Origin of the sequence: Corynebacterium tapiri (genome assembly GCF_006334925.1) — a bacterium.
GTDB classification, from domain to species: Bacteria; Actinomycetota; Actinomycetes; order Mycobacteriales; family Mycobacteriaceae; genus Corynebacterium; species Corynebacterium tapiri.
Window position 1 is genome coordinate 15177 of sequence record NZ_VDHJ01000012.1, and the last position, 24584, is coordinate 39760.

Sequence of the window (24584 nt, forward strand, 5' to 3'; positions counted from 1 at the left end):
CCGCGCCCCTCGACCTCGCACCGAGAACCGGAATTTTTGAGAGAGTAGTTAACGTGACTTTTGCAGCTTTATCCCCGCACCTGCGGGAACTAGAGAATGAATCGATACACATCCTCCGCGATATCGCCGGCCAGTGCGACAAGGTGGGACTCCTGTTCTCCGGCGGTAAGGATTCGTGTGTAGTCCTGGAATTGGCACGACGTGCCTTCGCGCCCGCGAGCATTCCCTTTGAGCTGCTGCACGTAGATACCGGGCACAACTTCCCGGAGGTCCTGGAGTTCCGCGACCGCATTGTTGCCGAGACCGGTGCGCGCTTGCACGTAGCCAAGGTGCAGGACTGGATCGACCGCGGCGAGCTACAAGAACGCCCCGACGGCACGCGCAACCCCCTGCAGACGGTGCCCCTGGTGGAGACGATCGCTGATCGTGGTTACGACGCCGTCCTTGGCGGGGCTCGCCGCGACGAGGAACGTTCCCGCGCCAAGGAGCGCGTGTTCTCCGTGCGTGACAGCTTCGGCGGTTGGGACCCGCGCCGTCAGCGACCCGAGCTGTGGCACCTCTACAACGGGCAGAAGCTTCCCGGGGAGAACATTCGCGTCTTCCCCATCTCCAACTGGACCGAGTCGGACGTGTGGGAGTACATCGGCGCCCGGAACATCTCCCTGCCGGAGATCTACTTTGCCCATGACCGCGAGGTCTTCTCGCGCGACGGCATGTGGCTGACCGCCGGCGAATGGGGCGGGCCGCGGGATAACGAGGAGATCGTGACCAAGCGGGTGCGCTATCGCACGGTGGGCGATATGAGCTGCACCGGAGCCGTGGAGTCCGAGGCCACGACGATCGAGGACATCATCACGGAGATCGCTACCTCCACCCTGACCGAGCGTGGTGCCACCCGCGCAGACGACCGATTGAGCGAGTCCGCCATGGAGGACCGCAAGAAGGAAGGCTACTTCTGATGTCCGACTCCCTACGCCACCGCGAGACCCTGCGCCTGTGCACAGCCGGCAGCGTTGACGACGGCAAATCCACCTTTGTGGGCCGCCTGCTCCACGACACCAAGTCCATCCTCGCCGACCAACTTGCCAGCGTGGAGCAGACTTCTGCGGATCGTGGATTCGATGGCCTCGATCTGTCCTTGCTTGTCGACGGCCTGCGTGCCGAGCGCGAACAGGGCATCACCATCGACGTGGCCTACCGCTACTTCGCCACCGACGAGCGGGCCTTCATCCTCGCTGACACCCCGGGCCATGTGCAGTACACGCGCAACACGGTCACGGGCATGTCCACCTCCCAGGTGGTGGTCCTGCTCGTCGATGCCCGCCACGGCGTGGTCGAGCAGACCGTACGCCACCTGACCATCGCCTCCCTGTTGGGAGTGCGCTCGGTGGTACTGGCCGTTAACAAGATCGACCTGGTGGATTACTCGGAGCAGGTCTTCCGTGACATCGAGGCAGCGTTTAACGCCAAGGCCATGGAGCTTGGAGTGGAAGATCCGCACGTCATCCCAATCTCCGCTCTGCGCGGCGACAACGTCGTTGAGCCAAGCGCCAATATGGACTGGTACACCGGCCCGACCGTGCTCAAGGTCTTGGAGACCATTCCTGTGACTCGTGGGCGGGCCACCGAGCTGGATTTCCGCCTCCCCATTCAGTACGTCCTGCGCGAGCATTCCACCGATTACCGCGGTTATGCAGGGCTGGTGGAGGCGGGCTCCATTTCCGTCGGCGACGAGGTCACCGTCAGCGGTGGACAGCGCACGACGGTCACCCACATCGATACCGCCGATGGGCTCGACGCGGCGCAGACTGCCACCGCCGGGGACTCGATAACTCTGCGTCTTGCCGACGAGATCGACTTGGTGCGCGGCGACCTGATCGCCGCCGGGAGCTTCCCGGAGCCGGTTCGCGAGTTCGAATCCACGGTCGTTGCGCTCACCGATAAGCCGCTCAAGCCGGGGCAGAACGTCCTGGTTCGCTACGGGGCAGCCCTCGAGCGCGGCCGGATCTCGGGTATTTCCCGTGTGCTCGACTTGGGCGGCGCAGACGGCGACGAGCACGATGCCGAATCGGTAGAGCTCAACCAGATCGCGCACGTCAGCATCCAGGTCGCCCGAGAGCTCCCGGTGGAGGAGTACGCCGCACGCGGTGCAGTGGGCAACTTCCTGCTGGTAGACAAGGCTTCTGGCAACACCCTGGCCGCCGGATTTGTGGGGACTCGTCTGCGCTAATGAGCTCCCGCGTCCCGCTGATCCTTTTGTCTCACGGATCCCGCCACCCGCGCGCCTTAGGTGAGCTAGAGGCGTTGGTCGAGGCAGTTGCCGCCGAGCTGGACGTACCGGTTGAGCTGGCGCACCTGGATTTCAGCGCGGACACGTTGGAAGCAGTGTCCCGGCGGGTTGCCGAGGCCGGCCACCCCCAGGCCGTGGTAATTCCCTTGCTCTTTAGCTCGGGATACCACGCGCGTCACGACGTCCCCTCCGAGGTGGCAGCTATAGATGCACTTGATCTGGTGCTGGGCCCATCAATCGGGGTGGGCCCGGATGTTGCCGAGGTGGTCGCTCACCGGGCTCGAGTGCCAGGTGTTCAGCGGGTGATTCTCTTCCCGGTGGGGTCCTCGCGCAAGCAGGCTCAGCGTGACATGGAAGAGCTTCGGCAGCAGGTTGCTCAGCTGCTCTCGGTGGACGTTGAGGTTGTTCCGGCGACGGGGGCGAGTATTCCGTTGCCGGATGCTGTTCAGGAAGGGGACCTGGTGGTGCCGATCTTCGTCAGCGAAGGGCTGCTGCTGGATAAGGCCCATCGGCAGGTCTCGGTTCCGATCGCTGCCCCCTTGGGCAGAGACCTAGCCGGGGTCGTGGCGAGCCGCTACCGTGCAGCACTATCCGGGTAAGAATATAAAACTCGAACTAGAGTAGACAGAATGGTTCACTAATTGCAGACCGATTAGTACTTGACGGGAAGAATTAGCTCATGCGCACACTCATCTTCATTGCCATCGCAGGTTTGGCTGCCCAGCTGGTTGATGGTGGATTGGGCATGGGCTTCGGTGCGACCTCGACCACCATCCTGATCACCCTGGCGGCTCTCACCCCGGCAACCGCTAGCGCTGTGGTGCACACTGCTGAGGTAGGAACCACGCTGGTCAGCGGTCTTAGCCACTGGCGCTTCGGCAACGTGGATTGGAAAGTCGTGCTCAAGATCGGCGTCCCCGGCGCCGTGGGTGCCTTCCTGGGAGCGACGGTGTTGTCGTCTTTGTCCACCGAGTCCGCCAAGCCGCTCACCTCACTGATCTTGGGGCTCATCGGAGTGAGCCTGGTGGTCAGGTTCTCCCGGGGAAAGGTGCAGCGTCAGCTCCGCCCGCGTCCGCATTCCACGGGGTTCCTGGCGATTCTCGGGCTCGGCGGCGGCTTTGTCGACGCCTCCGGCGGTGGTGGCTGGGGGCCAGTGACCACCTCTACGTTGCTGTCACTGGGGCGTTCTGAGCCTCGCCGAATCGTGGGCACGGTCAACACTGCAGAGTTTTTGGTATCCGCTGCGGCCACTGCCGGGTTTGTCCTGGGCTTGTGGCACGACCTGGTCGCCAATGTCACGGCGGTCATCGCACTGCTAATTGGCGGGGCAATTGCTGCGCCTATTGCCGCCTGGCTGGTCAGCCGACTCAATCCCGTGGCGCTGGGCGGCATTGTGGGTACCCTGCTCGTCTTCCTCAACGTGCCCACGGTGTTCGCCGCCTTGGGCTGGTCGGGCACCTGGCTGTGGGGACTGCGCGTAGCCATCCTGCTGGTCGGTGGAGCAGCCGCGGTGCTGGGCGCCAGGCGAGCTCGGCGCAATAAGCAGGAGCTGGAGCGCCACCAGCCAGAGCGCAGTGAGCCGCAGAGGGAGCTTGCGCAGACCTCCGCGGCTCAGGTTTAGTGTGGGCGCCTAAGAGCGCGCCCGGCGCTGGCCAAAGAATGCCCAGACCACCACAAAGACCGCGGTGATCGTGAGCACGATCGTGGCGCCAGCAGGCAGATCGATGGCCCAGGACAGGTAGAGCCCCAGTACAGAGGACAGGGCACCGATGATGGCGGCGAGCATCATCATCGTGGGCAAGCTATTGGTCATCAATCGAGCGGTGGCAGCCGGTGTGATCAGCAGTGCCAGCACCAAGATGTTGCCGACCGACTGCACCGAAATCACCACGGCAGCGGTGACGCACAGGTACAACAGGACGTCGAAAAGCGCGACCGGGATGTTCATGGCGCGGGCAGTCTCTGCGTCGAGAGCCACGTTGGTCATCGGGCGCAGGAAGATCACCATGAGCGCGATGACCAGCGCACCGACGACCAGTGAGGTGATCACGTGAGTGCGCGAGACACCGGTCAGCGAGCCAAAGAGGAAGGACGTGAGAGACGCGGTATAACCCTCCACGCGGGAGATCACCACCATGCCGAGTGCGAAGGCCGCAGCGAAGAACACGCCTATGAGTGAGTCCTCTTTCACCCTTCGGCGTTGCGACCCTAAGGCCACGCCGATAGCGACTGCGGCTCCGGCGATGGCGCCTCCCAGGAGCACAGACGCATGCAGCGCAAAGGCGATAGCCACGCCAGGGAAAACTGCGTGAGCTACGGCGTCACCGATAAAGGCCATGGAGCGCAGGACGACGAACGTGCCGACGACCGCGCACGTAATCGCCGCAATCACGGCAGCGATCAAGGCGCGCGGCAAGAAGCCCAGCGCCGGGTTAGACAGGTCTTGAATGAACTGAGCGACGGTCAGCACTATGCCACCCCCACGGTACGTAGTAGCGGTGAATGTTCGTTGACCCCGAAGGCGCGGATCCACGGCTCGGTGGTGCGCAGATCTCCGGTGATCAGGGTGCGGTTGAGGAGGAGAACCTCGTCGACGGTATCGACGGTCTCGCCGAGGTTGTGTGAGCTCATTAAGACGGTGACTCCGCTGTTGGCGAGCTGGCGGAAGAGGCGAAGCAGGTTTTCCGCCGTGGGAACGTCCACTCCGGTAAAGGGCTCGTCAAGGATGAGCAGGCGTGGCTGGCGAGCGAGAGCTCGAGCCACCAGGACGCGTTGGCGCTGCCCGCCGGAGAGCTCGGCGATGGGGCGGGTGCGCAGGTCCTGCAGGTCTGCCAGCTCGATGGCCTCATCGCCGGCGTGGAAGTCCTCCGCCCCGAATCGGCTAAACCAACCATGCAGGTCGGTGCGTCCGTGCAGCACGCAGCGTTCGACCGAGATGGGGAAGTCCCAGGCGACCTGGTGGCGCTGGGGTACATAACCGGTGGCCTTGCGCAGGCCTCGCCCGGTGGCCTCACCCAGGCGGACCTCGCCGGTAACGGGAATGAGGCCCAGGATAGAGCGCAACAGGGTCGTCTTACCCGCTCCGTTGGGTCCGAGCAGGCCGGCGAAGGTTCCCTGTGCGAGATCCAGGTCAATGTCGTGGAGAACCCGACGACCCGACAAGGTGACGGACTCTAGGTGGGCATGGAGATTAGCCACGACGGCGCACCACCAGGATTACAATGAGCAGTCCTAGCACCACGGCGCCGCCAACGATGGCCCACATCAACCAGTCGCCGCCCTTGGGCGTGACCACCTCGGTGGGCTCCACGTACTCGCTAGCGGGCTGACCGACTGCAAAGTGCAGCGTGTCCTGGGCCGTTTTCTTTGATCCATCGGGCATGTCGACTGCCACCTCAACGACCAGTGCCTGGGATCCGGGCTGGCTAAAGGTCCAGTTGGCGTGGGTGTGGGTATTGACCTCTGCCCACACCGAGTCGGGCTTGTTAGTGGTCCACAAAACGTCTGCGTCCCCGAAGCCACCGTTTTGCAGGAACAGAGAGTGGACTCCGCTGCCGCGGTGCTCCTTCAGCGTCAGCGTGGCTCCCTTAGCGTCCGCGATGCTGGGGGACTGGGTGTTCCAGCCCAGCCAGGGGACGTCGGCGATCTCGGTTTGCGGAAGGACCCAGGCGGTCTCTCCGGGGCCGGCGCCGGTGAACTTGTAGGCGTCGTCCTCCGGGAGGGTGAGCTGGGCGGCGTCACCCACCTCAAAGACGATGTCCGAGGCATCGCGCCACACCGGGGTAGCGGAGGTATCGTCGCGGGCCATGAGCTTGAGGTTGCCCGACTCGTCGATAACCGGGCCCAGGTCAACGTGGCCAGCGCCAATGACTACGCGCTCTCCTTCGGAGACAGCTTCGTTGGCATCGACCTGCTGCTGCAAAGCTGGATCGGCAGCCTGAGCGTGGGCGAGGGGAGCGCCGAGGGTGCTCAGGAGGGCAGCGGCGGTAGCGGCAAGAGCGCGGGTGCGAATCATGAGAGACATTCCTTCAATTCGTTGGCGTTAGTAGTCATGAGGTCGAGGTAGGTGGGCACATCCGGGCCGAGCGTGTCACCGTGGATGGTGCACACGCGCACGCCCAGCTGGTCCGCGATCTCCTTGAGGGTTCCCGGACGGGATGCCTCGGAGGGCTCCAGAAAGACCGCGGGCACTTTGAGTCCTTCCAGCGTGCGGGTCAGCGCCACGACGTCGCGCGCGCTGGGCTCCACCGCAGGGTTAGGACTGACAAAGCCCGCGACGTTGAGCTCGTAGGCCTTGCCGAGGTAGGCGTACCCGTCGTGGGTAGTCACCAGCTGCCGGCGTTCCCGGGGAATCTCGTAGATCGTGTGGGTGACCTGCGCATCCACGGCGTCGATGCGGTTGAGGTAATCCTGGGCGTTGCGGCGGTACTCCTCAGCACCGGCAGGGTCCGCGCTCATGAGCTCGTCGCGGATGACCTGCACGTATGCCTTGGCATTGCGCATGTCATGCCAGGCATGGGGGTCGATTTCCCCGTGCACGTGCTTGCCCAGCACCGCCTGCGGGAGGATGTAGACCTCTGTGCCCGGTCGCCCCATGAACCGATACGCGGGTTCATTGGGGATGTTTTGCAGGGCACGCGCTGGCACTTCGATGACGTCGTGCACGAGCTTGCCGTCGTCGGTACGCACCCCCACCTGATTGGCTTCGAGGTCGGCCGCCACGTCCACGTGGCCTTCGCGTATCGACGCTTCCCCGGGCTCCACGCCGACGGCAAAGCGCACAACGTCGTGGGCTACCACGCGATCGCCGACGCGAGCTTCCACCGTGGCCTCGTACCGTCCGGGCTTGGTGAAGGACCAGCTCATGTGGGTGTGGGCATTCGGTGGCAGGCGAATGAGGTCCCGGGAATCGAGCCCGTCGGCCGTATTGACGTAGGGCTGCGGCTGGCCGAACGTTCCGGTGAGGAAGGCAGACATGTCGCCGGGGCCGCTGACGTCGGTAAACACGAGGTCGACCGCGCGTTCACCGGCCGGGATGTCACCGATCACGCGAGCACCCAGCCACGGGGTATCCAAGGTGACGTCTTCCACCAGCGGAATGAGCGACGCTCCGTAGCGCTCCGCCGTTTCCGCCACCTTGACCACGTGGGCCGTGTCCAAGGAGGCCTCGTTGACGGTGTTCATCACCGATTGGTCTTCGAGGAGCAAGTGGTTTGCGAGCACCACATCGGCATTGGCCACCGCGCGGACATCGCGCAGGCTGGGCTCATAGGAGTGTGGATCCGCACCGGCAGGCACAAGCGAGGTGACGCGGGCGCGATCTCCGGCAACGTTTTTGGCCATATCCGCGAGGATGGAGGTGGTGGCCACGACATCGGTTACCCCATCGGCACGCTGCGGGAGCTCGGCGTTACTGCTGCAACCGGCCAAGGCAAGGGCGCAACCGGTTGCTATTAATCCGCGGTACTTCACCGGCGGTAGTCCTGGGGCGGGAAGATCGAGGTCTGCGGGTCTGCCGGCGGGGCAGGCGTGGAGTTCGGGGCGAAGATGTCTTTGTGAGCCGGCGTGCTGCCACCCGCGCTCATCGCCGTGCTGCCACCAGCTGCCACGGCTGCACGCTTGCTCCCGGGGCGCTGGAAGAAATAGAGGTAGCAACCGATTGCCAGCAGGAGGAGGGCAACGGCAAAGAAAATCCAGGTGCTGCGGGAGATGCCTAGCGGACCATTAGAGGTAGCCTCACCAGCTGGGGTGAATGCCTTCGCCGGGCTCGCCGACTTCCCGGATGCAGAATTCGCGCGACCGGCTGGGGCATGCCCGGTAACGCCAGGGGCGTCACCGGCCTTGCCCGATGCTGCAGGGGCCGCCCCTCCTGCGGAGGAGGCAGCGCCGCCTGCTTGTGAAGACCCCTCGGCAGCTCCGGGGGCGGCACCGCCGGACTCTGCGGGGGCAGCGCCTCGCTCTGCAGACTCGTCGCCGACAGAGAACGTGTAGGTGGCGGTGTTGGACTGAACCAGGGCGCCACTTGGGTTTATGCCACTCGCGTTCACCGTCATGGTGTAGGTGCCCGGGGTGTCAAAACCCCAGTTGGCGTGCACGTGGGCGGGGTGATCCTGTGTGATCACGCTGCCAGAGTGCAGCCACAGTCCACCGTCGGTGGTGGCAGGCATGGGGCTGCCGAAGGTGTCCTGCAGGTAGAGGAAGACATTGCCGGGGCCATCCACGCTGACAAAGTTGAGGTCAATGGCTTCGAACCCGCTCTCGCGCACACCGTTGGTATCCCATCCCGGCCAGGGCAGATCGGCGACCTGGGTCTGGGGGAGATACCAGGTGGAGCGCTCTACTCCGGGGACGGATTGGGTGGCGTCGGTCAGCGCATGATCGGGAATGCGGATGACCACGTCCTCGGGGGCGCGAACCACGTGGGATCCAGTGATGTCCTCTTTGAGTGCCAGCTCCAAAGAGTCTGCGGAGGGAGCGTTGACGTTGAAGGCGTCGATGTGCCCGGAGTCGAAGGTCTGCGCGCTAGCGACGGAAGGGGTTGAAACGGTTATGAGCGCTGCAAGCGCGCTGGTAGAGGCTAAGCGGCAGAGGGCATTCATGATCGCAAAAGTTAATGACTATGGTTTGCAAAGTCAATTGCAATAAGCTTTTCAGGAGGCTATGTTACCTCCTTAAAGGATAACGGTTTGCAATAAGGAGTTTGTGGGATGACGTCCCTGCGTGCACGGTCGGCCTCGGCCTTCGCTGTTACCGCGACGGCAGTTCTTGTGGCCATGGCAGCACCACCGGCCTACGCCGGACCCGACGATGGAAAAGTCGTCTTGACCGAGGGGAACGTAGCCGCTCCGAAAGCCTATTGGGAAAACAACAACTTCGTTCTCATGGGCGAGCAGGGTGACAAGGTCTCCCAGATTGATGACTCCGTGATGTGGGTTAGCGGGAGCGCCGACAAGGCGAGCAATTCCACGTACGAGGTCGGCTCCACCAAGGGCGATGATTTCCTAGGCGATAAGGGGACGCTGCTCTACAGCGCCCCGTCGGTCGCTCCGAACAGTGCGGGCGTGGACATTCCCACGGATCAGCTTCGCGACGGTTCATTCACCCTGGATATCGTCGACTTTCATGGGCCTGGACGCATGGAAGTCTGGCGTCCCAACCCGGGTGATGCGGGAATAACCCGCCTGTGGTCCTCGCACGAACCTGGACTGCGCTCTGCGTGGGCTGGGGCGGATGAGCAGGCGCGGACGACCTTCACCAAACCCGGCCGCTACGAGGTGACCTATCAGGCCACCGCGCGAGACACCGAGGGAAACCTGGTCGCCTCCGAGCCGCAGACCATGTCCTGGCAGGTGGGTGGAACGAGCCCCAGTAAGGATGGAATCGGAGACGTCGCCGAAGCCTTTAACGCCTCAAACATGGGCGAAGGGCTGGAAAACCCCAACTTCACCGTTGCGCCCCACAGTGGGAACGACAAGCTGGCTGACCTTACCTTCGACTCTGGAGATTCCGCGAACAACGGAACCGCCGTCTTCTACATCGACGGCTTTCACCTCGCAGAGGTTCCGCTCAAGGACGGTAAGGCTCAGTGGACCGAGATGATCGGGTCGAAGTCCTCCAACTTCCAGGTGGTCTATGTCCCCGGGAGTACGGGGGCCCGGTGGTACTCCCAGCCGGTTGCCTTCGAGCGCACGAAGAAGGCCGCCTCGACCGTTGAGTTGGGAGAATTCCCGGAGCCGCACTCTCAAGATGAGCCTCCTGCCTTTGAGTGGGAAGAATATGACGTCGCCGACGCCTCGGTGAAGATTTCCGGCAAGGCCCACGGTGACGTTGTTGACGTCACCGCCGAGCCTTCCGACGAGCGCCTATCCGTGCACGTCCAGGGCCGAATCCTAGGCAAGGGAGGCAAAGCCTGCGGAGAGTTTGCTTTCACCTCGGCCCCGGGTGCTCGCACCCAGAAGGTAAAACTCGACGGAAAATGCTCAGGCGCGCAGATCGAGGCTTCGGCGGTGCCGAGTGCCCGCTCCACCGCGGGCGGTGGCAACGGCAAGGGGTCGCTGGCTGGCTTTGACCTGGCACTAGAGTCGGGCACTGCGCACACGTCTGCGCCCTCGAAGGGTGAGGGTTCTGCCCAGTCCAACGCCGCGAAGCCTTCGCAGTCGGGAAAGACGAACGAAGGCTCGACGACTACGGCGAGCGATAAGGTCGAGATCTCCCAGGGGCATATCGATCTTGGCCCCGTGGACGAGAACGGGAAGCTGGCCTTCCGCCTGGGTGATGATTCCCAGCAGCATTCCCAGAGCAAGGTCTACCGCGACCCGGATGACGTGGTGATGCGGGTTGGCAATGAGTTCGCCACCAAGGTGCCCAAGATCTCCGGACTCGATTTCCTGGGTGAGCCCGGTGACAAGATCTACATGCTGAACCAAACACAGCAGGGAAATAGCCTGTGGCCGGGCTTTTCCACCGAACATGCCGGCGGCAAAGCCTTCGACATCGAGATCGAACCAGACTCCGCGCCCTCAGGCGGTCAATGGGCTGCCTGGACCTCTAGTTCCTTCGGTGGGGTCGGCGAAATGCTCGCCAGCTCCGACGGCTCCTCCACCATTGAGCGCTCCAAGCAGATTCACCTGCACAACAACTGGGCCTTTACCAAGCCTGGTACCTACACCATGAAGATGCGGGCGGTGGAGCACGGCAACCCGAGCAACGCGACCGAATGGGAGACGGTGACCTTCTCTGTCGGCGGCGGTTCTGGTTCTGGATCCGAGTCTGCCAGCGGTCCCACGAAGCAGAAGGGCACCAAGCCTGGCACTACGGATGCCGCCAATTCCGGGTCGAACAAGACCACGGGCACGGCACCAACCACGACTAACAAGTCGAAGGACTCCACTGGGGCTCCTGCCAAGACGGCCGATAGCTCGAAGGTAGAACTCTCCGAGGGGCACATTGACCTCGGACCAGTTGACCGGAGTGGAAAGACGGAATTCATGCTGGGAGACGAGTCTTTCCAGCACGCCAAGGAGAAGGTCTACCGCAACCCCAACGACGTGACCATGGTGGTGGGTGACCAGTTCGAGCACCGACTCACGGAGGACCAGGTCTCCGGTGGCCTGGACTTCTTGGGTAAGGCGGACGATGTGGTCCACATGGTTCAGGAGGTCCAGCAGGGAAACAGCCTGTGGCCAGGATTTTCCACAGAGCACGCCGGTGGTAAGGCGTGGGACATCGAGATCTCCCCAGATAGTGCTCCTGATGGAGCGCGGTGGTTCGCGTTTACCGGCAATGGCTTTGGTGGGGTGAGCGAGTACCTGGCGAGCTCCGATGGGGCTTCCACGATCGTGCGTGAAAAGCCAGTACACCTGCACAACAACTGGGTCTTTACTAAGCCTGGTGAGTACCGCATCAAGATGCGTGGACTTGAGCACGGCAACCCAAGCAACGCTACCGAGTGGCGCACCGTGACCTTCCGTGTTGAGGGTGATGGCGACGGCCAGGGTTCCGGTGCAGCGGGCGCGGCCAAGGGGGCTCCCGCTGCCCCGGCCGCGGGCGGGGCAGCTGCTGGGGCAGCCAAGGGCGGAGCTAAGGCAGACGGAGCCGGCGCAAAGTCCGGTGGCGCGCAGTCGGCCGGGGCGGCCCAGTCGGGCAAGTCTTCTGGCGGTTCCGGTGCTGGAGGAGCTAAGGCTGCCGGCGCGTCGCAAGGCGGCAAGGGAGCAGCAAACGCTGCCGCAGCGAAGGACGATAAGGCCAAGAAGCCCGCGGCAGCCGCCAAGCAGCAAGGAAAGACGCCCAAGAGCACCGCAACCAAGGCGCAGGGAACAGGATCTGCCGAGCGAACCTGGCAGGACATTGCGCTGACGGCCCTGAGCGCGTTGATCTCCGTGGTGGGTGTTGGGCTCTCGGGCTTCACGCTGTACCAGCGATTCTTCCTCTAACGCCTCGGGCCACCTCCGAAACGCGATATTCACCCCGATCCCCTCTCAGGTGGGGGTCGGGGTGTGTTGTGTGGCGAATACCTATAGAGTGTTTCGGAACACATTTGCCTCCACATGAAGGGTCAGCTGACAGTGTCGACTGCTACAACTGCCTCGAACGCCTCGAATTCTTCGGGCGGCGGGCGCGAGTCCGAGGCCAGCACGGGAATCGTCGATAAGTTCCTCAACGGTGTGGAGTGGCTGGGAAATAAGCTCCCAGAACCTTTCACCCTCTTTGTTGGCCTATTTCTTATCACCGGCGTGATCTCCACCGCCATGGCATGGTCCGGCGTGACCGTGGCCGTGCCGGGCTCCGACAAGGAACTGGCCATTAAGGGGCTATTCACGGGAGAGGGGCTGACCTGGCTCACCACCAATATTGATGACAACTACATCGGGTTCCCGCCGCTCGTTACGGTTCTGCCGATCCTGCTGGCTGTGGGCATCGCGGAACGCTCCGGCATGCTGGCGGCGTTGATCCGCACCCTGTTCGGTAACGCCTCCAAATGGGTCCTGCCCTATGCCGTGGGCGTGGTGGGCGTTACCGCCTCTGTCATGGCCGACGCGTCTTTCGTGGTTGTCCCGCCGCTGGCTGCCATGGTGTTTAAGGCGGCCGGGCGTCACCCGGTGGCCGGACTGCTGGGCGGATTCGCCGCAGTGGGGGCTGGTTACTCCACGGCTTTGGTGCCTACCAGCCTGGACGCGTTGTTCGCCGGCATCACCAACGCCGTGATGGCGACCCTGCCCAACCTCGAGGCCACCGAGGTTAACCCGCTGTCGAACTACTGGTTCAACATCGCCTCCGCCGTTGTGCTGGGTGTGCTTGCCGGTTTTATCACCGACAAGGTGCTCGAGCCACGCATGTGGCGCTTCGATGTTCCCACCGAGAAGGTGGCCACGGAAGATGGTGAGCCGGAAGAAGAGGAGCTGCAGGCCAAGCTCACCGACCGCGAGCGTCGCGCGCTGCGGGTATCGCTGGTGGCCATGGTGCTGCTCACCATCGTGGTGCTGGCAGCCGTACTCCCCGGCGGATCACCCTGGCGTGGTGAGTCGGGTGGCTTCCTGCCCAAGTCCCCGCTTCTGGATTCCATCGTCTTCCTCGTCTGCGCCTACTTCGCCCTGGCGGGTATTGCCTACGGCATCGTGGAAAAGACGATCCGCTCGATGAAGGACCTGGTGGACATGATGAGCGAGTCCTTGAAGGACATGCTCAGCTTCCTCGTCCTCGCCTTCATCTTGGGTCAGTTCGTGGCGCTGTTCGCGTGGACGGGCATTGGCACCTACTCCGCGGTCAAGGGTGCTGCCTTCCTCGAATCGATTGGTCTGACGGGCTTCCCGGCCATCCTGGCCTTCGTGATCCTGGCGTCCTGCCTCAACCTGCTCATCATCTCCGGCTCGTCGATGTGGACGCTCATGGCCTCCGTATTCGTGCCGATGTTCGCCCTCCTCGGCTACGAACCCTCCTTCATCCAGGCAGCCTTCCGTGTCGGCGACTCCGCCACCCAGGTGATCACCCCGCTCAACCCCTACATGATCGTCATTCTCGGCCTGCTGCGCCGCTACGAGCCGAACGCAGGTCTGGGAACTCTTATGTCCCGCCTGGTTCCCTTCGTGGTGCCGTTCTGGACCGCGTGGGCGATTCTTCTGGCAATCTGGTTCTATGCGGATCTTCCGCTCGGCCCCGGCGTCGGAGTCATGATCCCGCAGTAGCTGGGGTCGCTTATCGACGCCTTCCGTAACCACACACTTGGAGTACACCCGCTTTCATGTCTGAGCTCTCGCACACCCCGGAAGAACCATCCACCGCCTACCTGGATGCCGCATCGCGGGCCATCCACGAGAAGATGGCACAGGTGGAACCCCCCGAGGTGAGCAGCAGCGACTACCAGCAGCAGCCGGCCCTGTGGGACGCCGTGCGGGCCGCTGAGAAGGAATTGCGCGCAGAACTAGCAGACCTGGCCGCGGATCTGCACGCTCACCCAGAGACAGCCTTTACCGAGCACCGCTCGGCCGGGGTGATCGCCGAGATCCTCGAGCGCCATGGCTTCTCCGTGGAGCGCGGCGCGCATGGCGTGCAGACGGCTCTGCGCAGCGAATGGGCCAGTGCTGATTACGACCAGTCGCAGCACCCGACGATCGCGGTGATGAGCGAGTACGACGCCCTGCCCGGCATCGGTCATGCCTGTGGCCACAACATCATTGCTGCCAGCGGGCTGGGAGCCTTCCTGGCCGCGGTGCGCGCATTGCGCAGCCACGCTGTGTCCGGGCGCGTCGTCTTTTTGGGCACCCCGGCTGAGGAGGGGCACTCGGGCAAGGAATACATGATCCGCGGTGGCATGCTCGAGGGAATCGATGCTGCCATGATGATCCACCCGTTCAGCTACGACATCGCCAACCACGCCTGGGTCGGGCGGCGCGCGCTCAAGGTGAAGTTCAGCGGCGTGGCCGCGCACGCCTCCTCGCAGCCCTTCATGGGACGCAATGCCCTGGACGCGGCGACCCTGGCATACCAGGGCATGGGGTTGTTGCGTCAGCAGATGCCACCGTCAGATCGCCTGCATGCTGTGATCACCGAGGGTGGCGTGCGTCCCTCGGTGATTCCGGATGAGGCCCAGATGGATATCTACGTGCGTTCGGCGCTCGTGGATACGCTAATGGACCTGTCCTCGCGCATCGCCGATATTTGCCACGGTGCCGCACTCATGGCTGGCGTTGGGGTGGAACTGGAGTGGGACGAGCACCCGATGACCCTGCCGGTGCGAACCAATGAGGCATTGGCTCAGCGTTGGACCCGCACCCAGTCAGCCTGCGGGCGCACCGCTCTGCCCGCTGGAATCGTTCCGGATACGTTGGCGGCCTCCACGGACTTTGGCAACGTCTCCTATCTTGTCCCCGGCATCCACCCCATGGTGGCTATTAGCCCCGAAGACGTGGCGTTGCACACCGAGGACTTTGCCCGATGGGCGCACTCAGACTCCGCGCGAGCGGGATTGTCCGACTCGGTTGTGGGCCTTGCCCAGGTGATCTGCGACGCGCTGTGCGACCCGCACCTGCTTGCTGCGGCGAAGGCAGAATTCGAGCGCGCCGGTGGCAAGCGCCGGGTTGTGGACCTGGTGGACTAGGCACACCTAGACACACAGAAAGCGCCCCGCTCCCTGCAACTTTGCAGGAGGCGGGGCGCCTTTTCTAGGCAGCCAGTGAGCAGCTACTTCTTGTCCGCTTTGTGGCTGGTCTGGACGTCGTCAAGCCACTCGTCTCCATGAGTGGGGCCGTGCGGGTCCTGCACCTTGTCGGAGTCGACGGCCTCGGCGGCAACGTCATCTTTGTGAACCTTGCTGGCAGCGGTCGAACCGCTCTTGGCCTTGCGCACGCCCAGCTGCTTGAAGTGGTCGCGCACGGCGATGAAAGCCTCGCGGGAAGAGAGCGTTTGGCCCTTGGCGGTAGCGATCTCGATGTCGTCGACGGTGATTTCGCCTGCGCGCAGAGCCACCATCTCGGAATGGTAGCGGATCCACACGGCGATGGTGGCGGCCACCGGAACGGCCAGGAAGGCGCCGATGATACCGAAGAGGGTGGAGCCCACAGCCACGGCGAGCAGCACGATGGCAGCGTGCAGGTTCATGGCCTTGGACTGCAGCAGCGGGGACAACACGTTGCCCTCGATCTGCTGGACAGCGATGATGATGCCCAGGACGATCAGGGCGGTGGTCACGCCCTTGGTCACCAGCGCGACTAGCACGGCAATAGCGCCAGCGGAGACCGCACCCACGATCGGAATGAAGCCGGCGAAGAAGGTCAGAACAGCCAGGACGAAGGCCAGCGGCACGCCCAGGACGATCAGGCCGATGCCGATGAGGATGGCATCGATGAAAGACACAGCCGCCTGCGCGCGGATGTACCCGGACAGGGTGTTCCAGGTACGGGAGAGCACCTCAGACAGGTGCCAGCCGGCGTTCGGGCCGGCGTAGCGACGGATCATCGGCAGGAACTTGTCGCCGTCCTTGAGAATGAAGAAGGTGATCACCAGCATGATCGCGAAGGTGACCAGGAAGCTGGAGGCAGCCGACAGGCCGGTGAATACACCCGTGGCAATGTTTTGCGACTGCTGCTGGAGGAAGTTGGTGGCATCCTGCACCAACTTGTCGATGTTGAACTTCTGGGTGTCGATGCCGAAGGGGTTGTCCTGCAAGAAAGCGGCGAGCTTCTCGGCGCCGCGCACGGCTTGGTCGGCGATTTCACGGCTCTGGGTGGCGATGGTCGGAGCCATGGCGGCAAAGATTCCACCCACGATGAGGAAGAAGCCCAGGATGGTTCCCATGGCAGACAGAGAGGCTGGCAGGCCAATGTTGCGCATCTTGCGGGTCACCGGCCACAGAACCGTGGAAACCAGGATGGCGAGCAGAACGGGAAGCAGGCCTACCCAGACGTAGCGCAGCAGGTATCCGGCGAGGGCGAGAGCGGCCACGATCACGATGAATCGCAGCGCCCAACCGGCAGCCACGCGACCATCTCGGCCGATGATTGCGGCGCGGTCGTAGGGAGCCTCAGCGGACTCCACCGTTGGCTTCTTGGGGTGGCCCTCGTCGATGCCCTCGACAGAATCGGGCAGAGTGTCCGCGAAGTCGCGGGGGCGGGAAGTATTCATAGTCCAGAGATTATGCCAGGTGGGGTGCGCAAAGGCAGAACTGCGGTGAGCTTGACAGTTGCGCGCTCCACGCTTGGGGTTGAGTCCCTTATTATCAACCCTGAACAGGTAATTTAAAAAAAATTTGCTCGGGCGGGAACAAACAGGATCCTGGTTCGTTGTAGTGGGTGTCAGGTTGAGTGAACCCGGCGCAGGTCCCCTGTTATAGTGGGGCGCCGAGTTGAGTTCAGTTGCCTCAACATGAACCGAATGAATCACATTAAGAAAGGAAGCTTCCTGATATGGGACGCGCAGTAGGAATCGATCTGGGTACCACCAACTCCGTTGTGTCTGTGCTGGAGGGTGGCGAGCCCACCGTTATTGCGAACTCCGAGGGTTCGCGCACCACGCCGTCGATCGTCGCTTTTGCTAAGAACGGCGAGATCTTGGTCGGCCAGTCCGCCAAGAACCAGGCGGTAACCAACGTCGATCGCACCATCCGCTCCGTCAAGCGCCACATGGGCGAGAGCTGGACCACTGAGATTGACGACAAGAAGTACACCCCGCAGGAGATCTCCGCCCGCACGCTGATGAAGCTCAAGCGCGACGCGGAGTCCTACCTCGGTGAGGACGTTACCGATGCTGTGATTACCGTCCCGGCCTACTTTGAGGACGCCCAGCGCCAGGCCACCAAGGAGGCCGGCCAGATCGCGGGCCTGAACGTGCTGCGCATCGTCAACGAGCCGACCGCTGCCGCTCTGGCCTACGGCCTGGAGAAGGGCGAGCAGGAGCAGACCATCCTGGTCTTCGACCTGGGTGGCGGCACCTTCGACGTCTCCCTCCTGGAGATCGGCGACGGCGTGGTCGAGGTTATCGCCACCGCTGGTGACAACGAGCTGGGCGGCGACGACTGGGATCAGCGCATCGTGGACTGGCTGGTAGAGAAGTTCAAGTCCTCCCACGGTGTGGACCTGTCCAAGGACAAGATGGCCATGCAGCGTCTGCGCGAGGCCGCTGAGAAGGCCAAGATTGAGCTGTCCTCCTCCCAGCAGGCTTCCATCAACCTGCCGTACATCACGGTGGACTCCGAAAAGAACCCGCTGTTCCTCGACGAGACCCTGACCCGCACCGAGTTCCAGAAGATCACCCAGGACCTGCTGGACCGCACCAAGGCTCCGTTCAACCAGGTGATCAAGGACGCCGACATGTCCGTCGGCGACGTCGACCACGTCGTCCTCGTGGGTGGTTCCACCCGTATGCCGGCCGTCTCTGAGCTGGTCAAGGAGCTGACTGGCAAGGACCCGAACAAGGGCGTGAACCCGGACGAGGTCGTGGCCGTGGGTGCTGCTCTGCAGGCCGGCGTGCTGCGTGGCGAGGTCAAGGACGTGCTGCTGCTCGACGTCACCCCGCTCTCCCTGGGTATTGAGACCAAGGGCGGCGTGATGACCAAGCTCATCGAGCGCAACACCACCATCCCGACCAAGAAGTCCGAGACCTTCACCACCGCCGAGGACAACCAGCCCTCCGTGCAGATCCAGGTCTTCCAGGGTGAGCGCGAGATGGCCAACGCCAACAAGCTGCTCGGCTCCTTCGAGCTGGGTGGTATCGCGCCGGCTCCGCGTGGTGTGCCGCAGATCGAGGTCACCTTCGACATCGACGCCAACGGCATCGTGTCCGTCTCCGCAAAGGACAAGGGCACCGGCAAGGAGAACACGATCACCATCCAGGACGGCTCTGGCCTGTCCCAGGAGGAGATCGACCGCATGGTCAAGGATGCCGAGGAGCACGCTGCCGAGGACAAGGCTCGCCGCGAGGAGCAGGAGGTGCGCAACTCCGCTGAGTCCACCTCCTACCAGACCCGCAAGTTCGTCGAGGACAACGGCGAGAAGCTGTCCGAGGAGAACAAGACCGCGGTCAACGAGGCTGCCGACGCAGTGGACGAGGCCCTGAAGGGTGATGACCTGGAGGCCATCAAGGCCGCCGTCGAGAAGCTGTCCCAGGCTGCACAGGCTGCCGGAACCGCTCTGTACGAGGCCGAGGCTGCTAACGCTGGCGCCGAGGGTGCGGCTTCCGCAGAGGCAACTGATCCGAACGTTGTGGACGCCGAGGTCGTCGACGAGGACGAGAAGAAGGACGGTGACAAGTAAATGACCGCCCCGAACAACCCGGGCGATCCCTCCAACACGGACGAGGAAAACATCAGCCCGCTGGAGGCTGAGACTCTCGAGGCAGAAGAGGTCGTCGACGCCGAGGCTGACTCGCTTGTCGACGACGCCCTGGCCGACCCGGATGTCGCCGCTGACGCGGCGCAGGCCGAAGAGGCTGAAGCAGTGGACGAGGCCGAGGCCTCCGACGTGGAGACTCAGCTGGCTGAGCGCACCGAGGACCTGCAGCGAGTGAGCGCGGAGTATGCCAACTACCGTCGGCGTACCGAGCGTGAGCGCGCAGGCATCATCGCCACCGCAAAGGCCAGCGTGCTCACTCAGCTGCTCCCGATCCTGGATGATCTGGATTTGGCCCGTCAGCACGGCGACCTCGCTGAAGGCCCCCTCAAGGGCATCGGTGACAAGCTGGAGCAGGCTCTCAAGGGGCAGCAGCTGGAGAGCTTCGGTGCCGAAGGTGAGGCCTTCGACCCAGAAATTCACGAGGCTGTGCAGGATCTGTCCAGCGGAGACGACAAGTTCGTGGGCACCGTGTTGCGCAAGGGATACCGCGTGCAGGACAAAGTGGTGCGCACCGCCATGGTGATCATCGCCGACCCCGCCGGCCAGCCGGAGTCTGAGCCCGCTAAGGACTCAGATAACGCCTAGCCGCTGCGCTACAACGAGCATCGCCGCCCCGCCACCGCTTATTTCTACTGCTCGTGGCGGGGCTTTCCCCTTAATTAGCTAGTCACAATAATTCTCAAACAAACAAAATTTAGCCTTTAACTGAACACACCAGCGTTGTGGTGGGAGGAGGAGAAGATCGATGAATGCACCCAGTGAGTGGGCCGAGAAGGACTACTACGCCGATCTCGGTGTGGAGTCCTCGGCCTCCGCAGAGGAGATTAAGAAGGCATATCGCAAGATCGCGCGGGACAATCATCCCGATGCTAAGCCCGGAGACACGGTAGCGGAGGACCGTTTTAAGCGGGCGGCTACTGCCTATGACGTGCTCGGTGACGAGAAGCGCCGCAAGGAGTACGACCAGTTCCGTGCCATGCTGCGATCCGGTGGAGGGTTCTCGCCCTTCGGCCAGGCAGGAGGCGCCGGATTTCCCGGCGGGTTTCGCTCGTCGGGCGCGTCAACGGGCACGGCCGACTTCGACTTCTCCGACGTCTTCGGAGGATCGGGTGGGGGATTTGCTCAAGACGGCAGCATTAACGATATCTTCAGTGGCCTTTTCAACCGCGGCGGCGGTTCTCGTCGGTCAGCTCGGCCGACGCGGGGGCAAGACGTCGAAACGGAAATAACCCTCGACTTCCGCGAGGCTGCCAAGGGCACCACGATCCCGCTGCAGATCAGCGGCAACGCACCGTGCACCTCCTGCCACGGATCTGGCTCGACCACCGGCACGGCTCCCACCTGCGGAAAGTGCTCGGGCTCTGGGTTTACCTCCGAAAACAAGGGCGCCTTCGGCTTCTCCCGCCCGTGCAGTGAGTGCGACGGTTCAGGCCAGAAGATCTCCGATCCGTGTGGGGACTGCTCCGGCACTGGAACCGTGCACCGGACGCGCTCGATTACTGTGCGCATCCCCGCGGGTGTCATCGACGGCCAAAAGGTGCGCCTGGCGGGTCAGGGCGAGGCCGGTCCCAACGGCACCCCGGCCGGCGACCTCTTCGTGATAGTGCATGTCAAGGCCGATGAGGTGTTCACCCGTTCGGGCGACGACCTCCACATCACCGTCCCTGTCTCGTTTGCTGAGCTGGGCTTGGGCGACACCATCACCGTGCCCACGCTGGATTCCCCGGTGCGGGTGAAGGTCCCCGCCGGCACTCCGGACGGTCGCACGCTGCGGGTGCGTGGCCGGGGAATCCCCAAGCGTGGCGGTGAGGCCGGTGACCTGCTGGTGACCGTTCAGGTCAAGGTCCCCAACAAGCTCGACAGCGCGGCCACCTCGGCCCTGCGCACCTACGCGCAGGCTGAACGAGACTCCGGGTTTGACCCGCGAGCTGGTTGGGCCGGGGCGGTGTAAGCCATGAACAAGCAACAATCGCAGGAAACCCCGGAGGTGTACGTCATCTCCGTGGCCGCGGAGCTAACCGGGCTGCATGCCCAGACGCTGCGCACCTACGACCGCATCGGCCTGGTTAGTCCCATGCGCACCTCCGGCGGTGGACGCCGTTACACCCGGCGGGATGTGGACATGCTCCGCGAGATCTCTCGCCTCAGCCAGGACGAGGGGGTGAACCTGGCGGGGATCAAGGAGATCATCCGTCTGAATGAGGAGAACCAGCGTCTGCGCGACGAGCTGGATTCCACCCGCGCAGAGCTGGAGCATGAGCGCGAGAATCGAGCAACCGCAGGGCGCGAGTTGGTTCATGTCCCTCGATCGACGGCGGTCGTCATGTGGGAGCGGCGGCGTCGAGGCTAATTCTCGGGCTTATCGACGCTGCGCAGAACTTTCAGTTAAAAGTGATGTGTAGCACAGTCTGTGGGCGTTAGGGTGTGGGTTACAGCCCATACTCTTAACTCCCGAAAGGACACGTTCCCATGACTGTGTATGCCAATCCCGGTAGCTCCGACGCGGTAATGAGCTACCAAAAGCGTTACGAGAACTTCATCGGCGGTGAGTGGACCCCGCCGGTTGACGGCCGTTACATGGACAACGTCACCCCCGTCACCGGAGAGGTGTTTTGTGAGGTGGCGCGATCGAGCGCAGCGGACGTGGATAAGGCAATCGATGCCGCCGAGCAGGCTGCCCCCAGTTGGGGAGCGACCAGCCCAGCCGACCGAGCACTGCTGCTGCACCGCATCGCCGATCGCTTCGAGGAGAACCTTGAGAAGCTGGCCGTGGCCGAGACCTGGGAGAACGGCAAGGCTGTCCGCGAAACCCTGGCGGCCGACATCCCGCTGGCCATCGATCATTTCCGCTACTTTGCCGGTGCCATCCGCGCCCAAGAAGGCGGGATCTCGCAGATCGATGACGACACCGTGGCCTACCACTTCCATGAGCCACTCGGCGTAGTCGGCCAGATTATTCCGTGGAACTTCCCCATCCTCATGGCGGCGTGGAAGATTGCACCAGCACTGGCGGCCGGCGACACGATCGTGCTCAAGCCCGCCGAGCAGACCCCGGCCTCCTTGCTGTACGCGGTCTCTCTCATCGAGGACCTGCTGCCCGCTGGTGTGCTCAACATCGTCAATGGTTTGGGCGAGGAGGCAGGCGCGGCACTGAGCGGTTCTGACCGCATTGCCAAGATTGCTTTCACCGGTTCCACCGCTGTGGGCAAGATGATCAACAAGGCCGCGGCGGACAAGATCATCCCGGTCACCCTCGAGCTAGGTGGAAAGTCTCCGTCAATCTTCTTCCCCGACGTGATGGACGCCGAGGACGAGTACCTGGACAAGGCTCTCGAAGGCTTCGCCATGTTTGCTTTGAACCAGGGCGAGGTGTGCACCTGCCCGTCACGCGCGTTGGTTCACGAGTCGATCGCAGACAAGTTCCTGGAGCGCGCGATCGAGCGCGTGCGCACCATCAAGACTGGTAACCCGCTGGACACCGAGGTCATGATGGGTGCTCAGGCCAGCCAGGAGCAGATGGACAAGATCACCGAATACCTGGAGATCGGCCCGAGCGAGGGCGCCAGCACCCTTACCGGAGGCAAGGTCAACGAGATCGATGGTCTCAACGGCGGCTTCTACATCGAGCCGACGGTGTTTAAGGGCACCAACGACATGCGCATCTTCCGCGAGGAGATCTTTGGCCCGGTGCTCTCGGTGGCCACGTTCAAGGACTTCGACGAGGCCGTGCGCATCGCCAACGACACCAACTACGGGCTGGGCGCCGGCGTGTGGTCGCGCCACGCTAATACTTGCTACCGCGCAGCTCGTGCCATCCACGCGGGTCGAGTGTGGGTGAACCAGTACCACAACTACCCAGCTCACGCGGCCTTTGGCGGCTACAAGGAGTCGGGTATTGGTCGCGAGAACCACTTGATGATGCTGGACCACTACCAGCAGACCAAGAACATGCTGGTCTCCTACTCCGACAAGCCCACCGGCCTGTTCTAAGGAATCCCACGGGCAGTGGCGGTCGCGACAGCTTCATAGAACCCGGGTGCGGTGAAGTAGCTGTCGTGATCGCCTGCAGTCTGCAGGTCGATGGCGTGCGCTCCAAAGCGTGGGGCGCGTGGGTCTGGCCCGTGTACTCCGGTTGATTCGCCGGTGACCAGCCGGATCGGATCGCCCGGTGAGGTCACCGCGTGCACCTGTGGTTCCTTGCCGTACAGACGAGCCTGGTTCGCATTATCCAAGCTGGTTCCCGGGGATCCAAGGAAAACTAGGTCATCAGCATGCAAGCCTTGCGCTGCTGCGTGGCCTGCCACCACCGATCCGTAGCTGTATCCCACTACGGTGCGTCGCTGCTGTGGAAAGCGCTGAGCCAGCTGCGATTGAAAGGCACGCAACCTGTGGGCGCCGTGCTTGGCCGGGCTGCGTTGCAATCCGCGAGCCAAGTCGTCGGGAGCGCGATAACCCAACCAGACGACGCCGGCTCCTCCGGAGGCCTGCGCGAATTGGCGGGTGCGATCGATGTGTTGCTGCCAACCATCTGGCGTGGACGAATTGACCCCGGCGACAAAAGTGGTCACGTTCTCAGCCGACTCAATATCGCCGACGATGGCGACAAACGACCCCTCTCGTGCATCCACGACGCGCAAGTCCGGGTTGGCACGGGCTAGATCACGAATGTGCGTAGGGGCGGTAGCCAGCTCAAGCTCGTGTATGGCGTCGATGCTCAAGTCTGGATAGCGCTCGAATCGTGAGGCTTCAGCAACTGTCGGGGGAGTGCACACTCGGGTTATCGCCTCAGCGCAGGCGACATCGAGGGCTTCGCCTAAGCCGGCTAGGTGACGGTGCAGTTGCTGGACGGCCGGGGAGGCGTCGAAAAGCGAATCGATGCGGGCGATCGCAGCATCCAACAATCCCTGCAACTGAGCGGTGAGAAAAAGAATGCGCTGTACCGCGGCGATTTGAGCTTCCAGCTCGGTTAACTGCGGGGCGAGGGAGATTAAGCCTGCAGGAAAAGCTTCCGGGCCAGCACCTGTCCCCTGCTGGAATAGGGAGGAAGCATCTGCACGCAGCGCGTGGCGCTCGGCCGACAGCTCCGAGAGGCCGGAATTGAGAGCGGTGGCAGCTGAGTGAATGAGTGAGTTGCTCATCGCCACGCGGAGGCTAGGAGGTCGTCCGTGTCAGCGACGCTGCGGGCGAAAGCGATCGCCTCATCGGCAATCGAGCGCCTGGTAGAGGCGTATTGCTGGGCGGCGTGCACCCACCCAAGATGCGCGGCCTCGAGCGCAGATTGCGTGCGGGGCAATGGGACATACGAAGGGACAGGCAAAGCAGGGGAGGGGCGGGCGGCAGCCTGACGGGCGGTAGTGGCGAAGTGCGCTGAAAGCTCCATGGGCATTGATCATGGAGAATGCTCCGAGTGGCCGCACGTGGCGTGCTGATTGTTGTGTGGATAACCCGTGTGTGGGGGCGGTGTTGTGGATAAA

At 63.3% G+C, this 24584-nt stretch carries 20 protein-coding genes; 12 read left to right on the plus strand and 8 right to left on the minus strand.

What is annotated here, in order from left to right; genetic code table 11:
* Positions 1-53: 53 nt before the first annotated feature.
* The 4 genes from cysD to FHE74_RS08890 all read left to right on the plus strand — a co-directional run bounded on the left by cysD (position 54) and on the right by FHE74_RS08890 (position 3911).
* The gene (cysD, locus tag FHE74_RS08875) at positions 54-959 is read left to right on the plus strand and encodes a sulfate adenylyltransferase subunit CysD (RefSeq protein ID WP_139466160.1); all 906 of its coding nucleotides are present in this window, start codon (positions 54-56) and stop codon (positions 957-959) included.
* Positions 959-2230 (plus strand): sulfate adenylyltransferase subunit 1, encoded by a 1272-nt coding sequence (locus tag FHE74_RS08880; RefSeq protein ID WP_139466161.1) that lies wholly within the window; start codon positions 959-961, stop codon positions 2228-2230. The genes cysD and FHE74_RS08880 overlap by 1 nt, the downstream gene beginning before the upstream one ends.
* Complete coding sequence (locus FHE74_RS08885; RefSeq protein WP_139466162.1) at positions 2230-2889, plus strand: sirohydrochlorin chelatase; 660 nt, start codon at positions 2230-2232, stop codon at positions 2887-2889. Before FHE74_RS08880 ends, FHE74_RS08885 begins: the two co-directional genes overlap by 1 nt.
* 80 nt (positions 2890-2969) lie before the next feature.
* Positions 2970-3911 carry a sulfite exporter TauE/SafE family protein gene (locus FHE74_RS08890; protein WP_139466163.1) on the plus strand — a complete coding sequence of 314 codons (942 nt, stop codon included), beginning with the start codon at positions 2970-2972 and terminating at the stop codon, positions 3909-3911.
* Between the two features lie 9 nt (positions 3912-3920).
* Here the strand turns inward: FHE74_RS08890 and FHE74_RS08895 are convergent, their stop codons facing one another.
* From FHE74_RS08895 to FHE74_RS08915, 5 genes are read right to left on the minus strand one after another with little or no spacing between them, the layout of a single operon-like run.
* Positions 3921-4760 (minus strand): anchored repeat-type ABC transporter permease subunit, encoded by an 840-nt coding sequence (locus tag FHE74_RS08895; protein WP_139466164.1) that lies wholly within the window; start codon positions 4758-4760, stop codon positions 3921-3923.
* Positions 4760-5488 (minus strand): anchored repeat-type ABC transporter ATP-binding subunit, encoded by a 729-nt coding sequence (locus FHE74_RS08900; protein WP_139466165.1) that lies wholly within the window; start codon positions 5486-5488, stop codon positions 4760-4762. The genes FHE74_RS08895 and FHE74_RS08900 overlap by 1 nt, the downstream gene beginning before the upstream one ends.
* A complete protein-coding gene (locus tag FHE74_RS08905; RefSeq protein ID WP_180339729.1) occupies positions 5481-6305 on the minus strand; it encodes a choice-of-anchor M domain-containing protein in 825 nt (274 codons plus the stop codon). Before FHE74_RS08905 ends, FHE74_RS08900 begins: the two co-directional genes overlap by 8 nt.
* Positions 6302-7762: an anchored repeat ABC transporter, substrate-binding protein gene (locus FHE74_RS08910; protein WP_139466167.1), complete on the minus strand. Its 1461-nt coding sequence runs from the start codon at positions 7760-7762 to the stop codon at positions 6302-6304. Before FHE74_RS08910 ends, FHE74_RS08905 begins: the two co-directional genes overlap by 4 nt.
* On the minus strand, positions 7759-8889 hold the full coding sequence (locus tag FHE74_RS08915) for a choice-of-anchor M domain-containing protein (protein WP_139466168.1): 1131 nt from the start codon (positions 8887-8889) through the stop codon (positions 7759-7761). Before FHE74_RS08915 ends, FHE74_RS08910 begins: the two co-directional genes overlap by 4 nt.
* 108 nt (positions 8890-8997) lie before the next feature.
* Here FHE74_RS08915 and FHE74_RS08920 point away from each other — a divergent pair, with 108 nt between their 5' ends.
* From FHE74_RS08920 to FHE74_RS08930, 3 genes are all read left to right on the plus strand, one after another.
* A complete protein-coding gene (locus FHE74_RS08920) occupies positions 8998-12222 on the plus strand; it encodes a choice-of-anchor M domain-containing protein (protein WP_139466169.1) in 3225 nt (1074 codons plus the stop codon).
* A 114-nt stretch (positions 12223-12336) separates the two neighbouring features.
* Positions 12337-13971: an AbgT family transporter gene (locus FHE74_RS08925; protein WP_139466170.1), complete on the plus strand. Its 1635-nt coding sequence runs from the start codon at positions 12337-12339 to the stop codon at positions 13969-13971.
* A 56-nt stretch (positions 13972-14027) separates the two neighbouring features.
* The gene (locus FHE74_RS08930) at positions 14028-15383 is read left to right on the plus strand and encodes a M20 family metallopeptidase (RefSeq protein WP_139466171.1); all 1356 of its coding nucleotides are present in this window, start codon (positions 14028-14030) and stop codon (positions 15381-15383) included.
* A gap of 83 nt (positions 15384-15466) precedes the next feature.
* Here FHE74_RS08930 and FHE74_RS08935 read toward each other — a convergent pair whose 3' ends face one another.
* A complete protein-coding gene (locus tag FHE74_RS08935; protein WP_139466172.1) occupies positions 15467-16906 on the minus strand; it encodes an AI-2E family transporter in 1440 nt (479 codons plus the stop codon).
* Positions 16907-17187: 281 nt separating this feature from the next.
* Here FHE74_RS08935 and dnaK point away from each other — a divergent pair, with 281 nt between their 5' ends.
* From dnaK to exaC, 5 genes are all read left to right on the plus strand, one after another.
* Entirely contained in the window at positions 17188-19032 is a 1845-nt protein-coding gene (dnaK, locus tag FHE74_RS08940) for a molecular chaperone DnaK (RefSeq protein WP_139466173.1), read from the plus strand.
* Complete coding sequence (gene grpE / locus FHE74_RS08945; RefSeq protein ID WP_139466174.1) at positions 19033-19695, plus strand: nucleotide exchange factor GrpE; 663 nt, start codon at positions 19033-19035, stop codon at positions 19693-19695.
* Positions 19696-19855: 160 nt separating this feature from the next.
* A complete protein-coding gene (gene dnaJ, locus FHE74_RS08950) occupies positions 19856-21061 on the plus strand; it encodes a molecular chaperone DnaJ (protein WP_139466175.1) in 1206 nt (401 codons plus the stop codon).
* Between the two features lie 3 nt (positions 21062-21064).
* Positions 21065-21460, plus strand: a complete 396-nt coding sequence (locus FHE74_RS08955) for a heat shock protein transcriptional repressor HspR (protein ID WP_139466176.1) — start codon at positions 21065-21067, stop codon at positions 21458-21460.
* 119 nt (positions 21461-21579) lie between these two features.
* A complete protein-coding gene (exaC, locus tag FHE74_RS08960) occupies positions 21580-23100 on the plus strand; it encodes an acetaldehyde dehydrogenase ExaC (protein ID WP_139466177.1) in 1521 nt (506 codons plus the stop codon).
* Here the strand turns inward: exaC and FHE74_RS08965 are convergent.
* Positions 23097-24248, minus strand: coding sequence for an alpha/beta hydrolase (locus FHE74_RS08965; protein ID WP_139466178.1), 1152 nt, complete (start codon positions 24246-24248; stop codon positions 23097-23099). The genes exaC and FHE74_RS08965 overlap by 4 nt on opposite strands.
* A complete protein-coding gene (locus tag FHE74_RS08970; protein WP_139466179.1) occupies positions 24245-24490 on the minus strand; it encodes a hypothetical protein in 246 nt (81 codons plus the stop codon). The genes FHE74_RS08965 and FHE74_RS08970 overlap by 4 nt, the downstream gene beginning before the upstream one ends.
* Positions 24491-24584 lie beyond the last annotated feature (94 nt).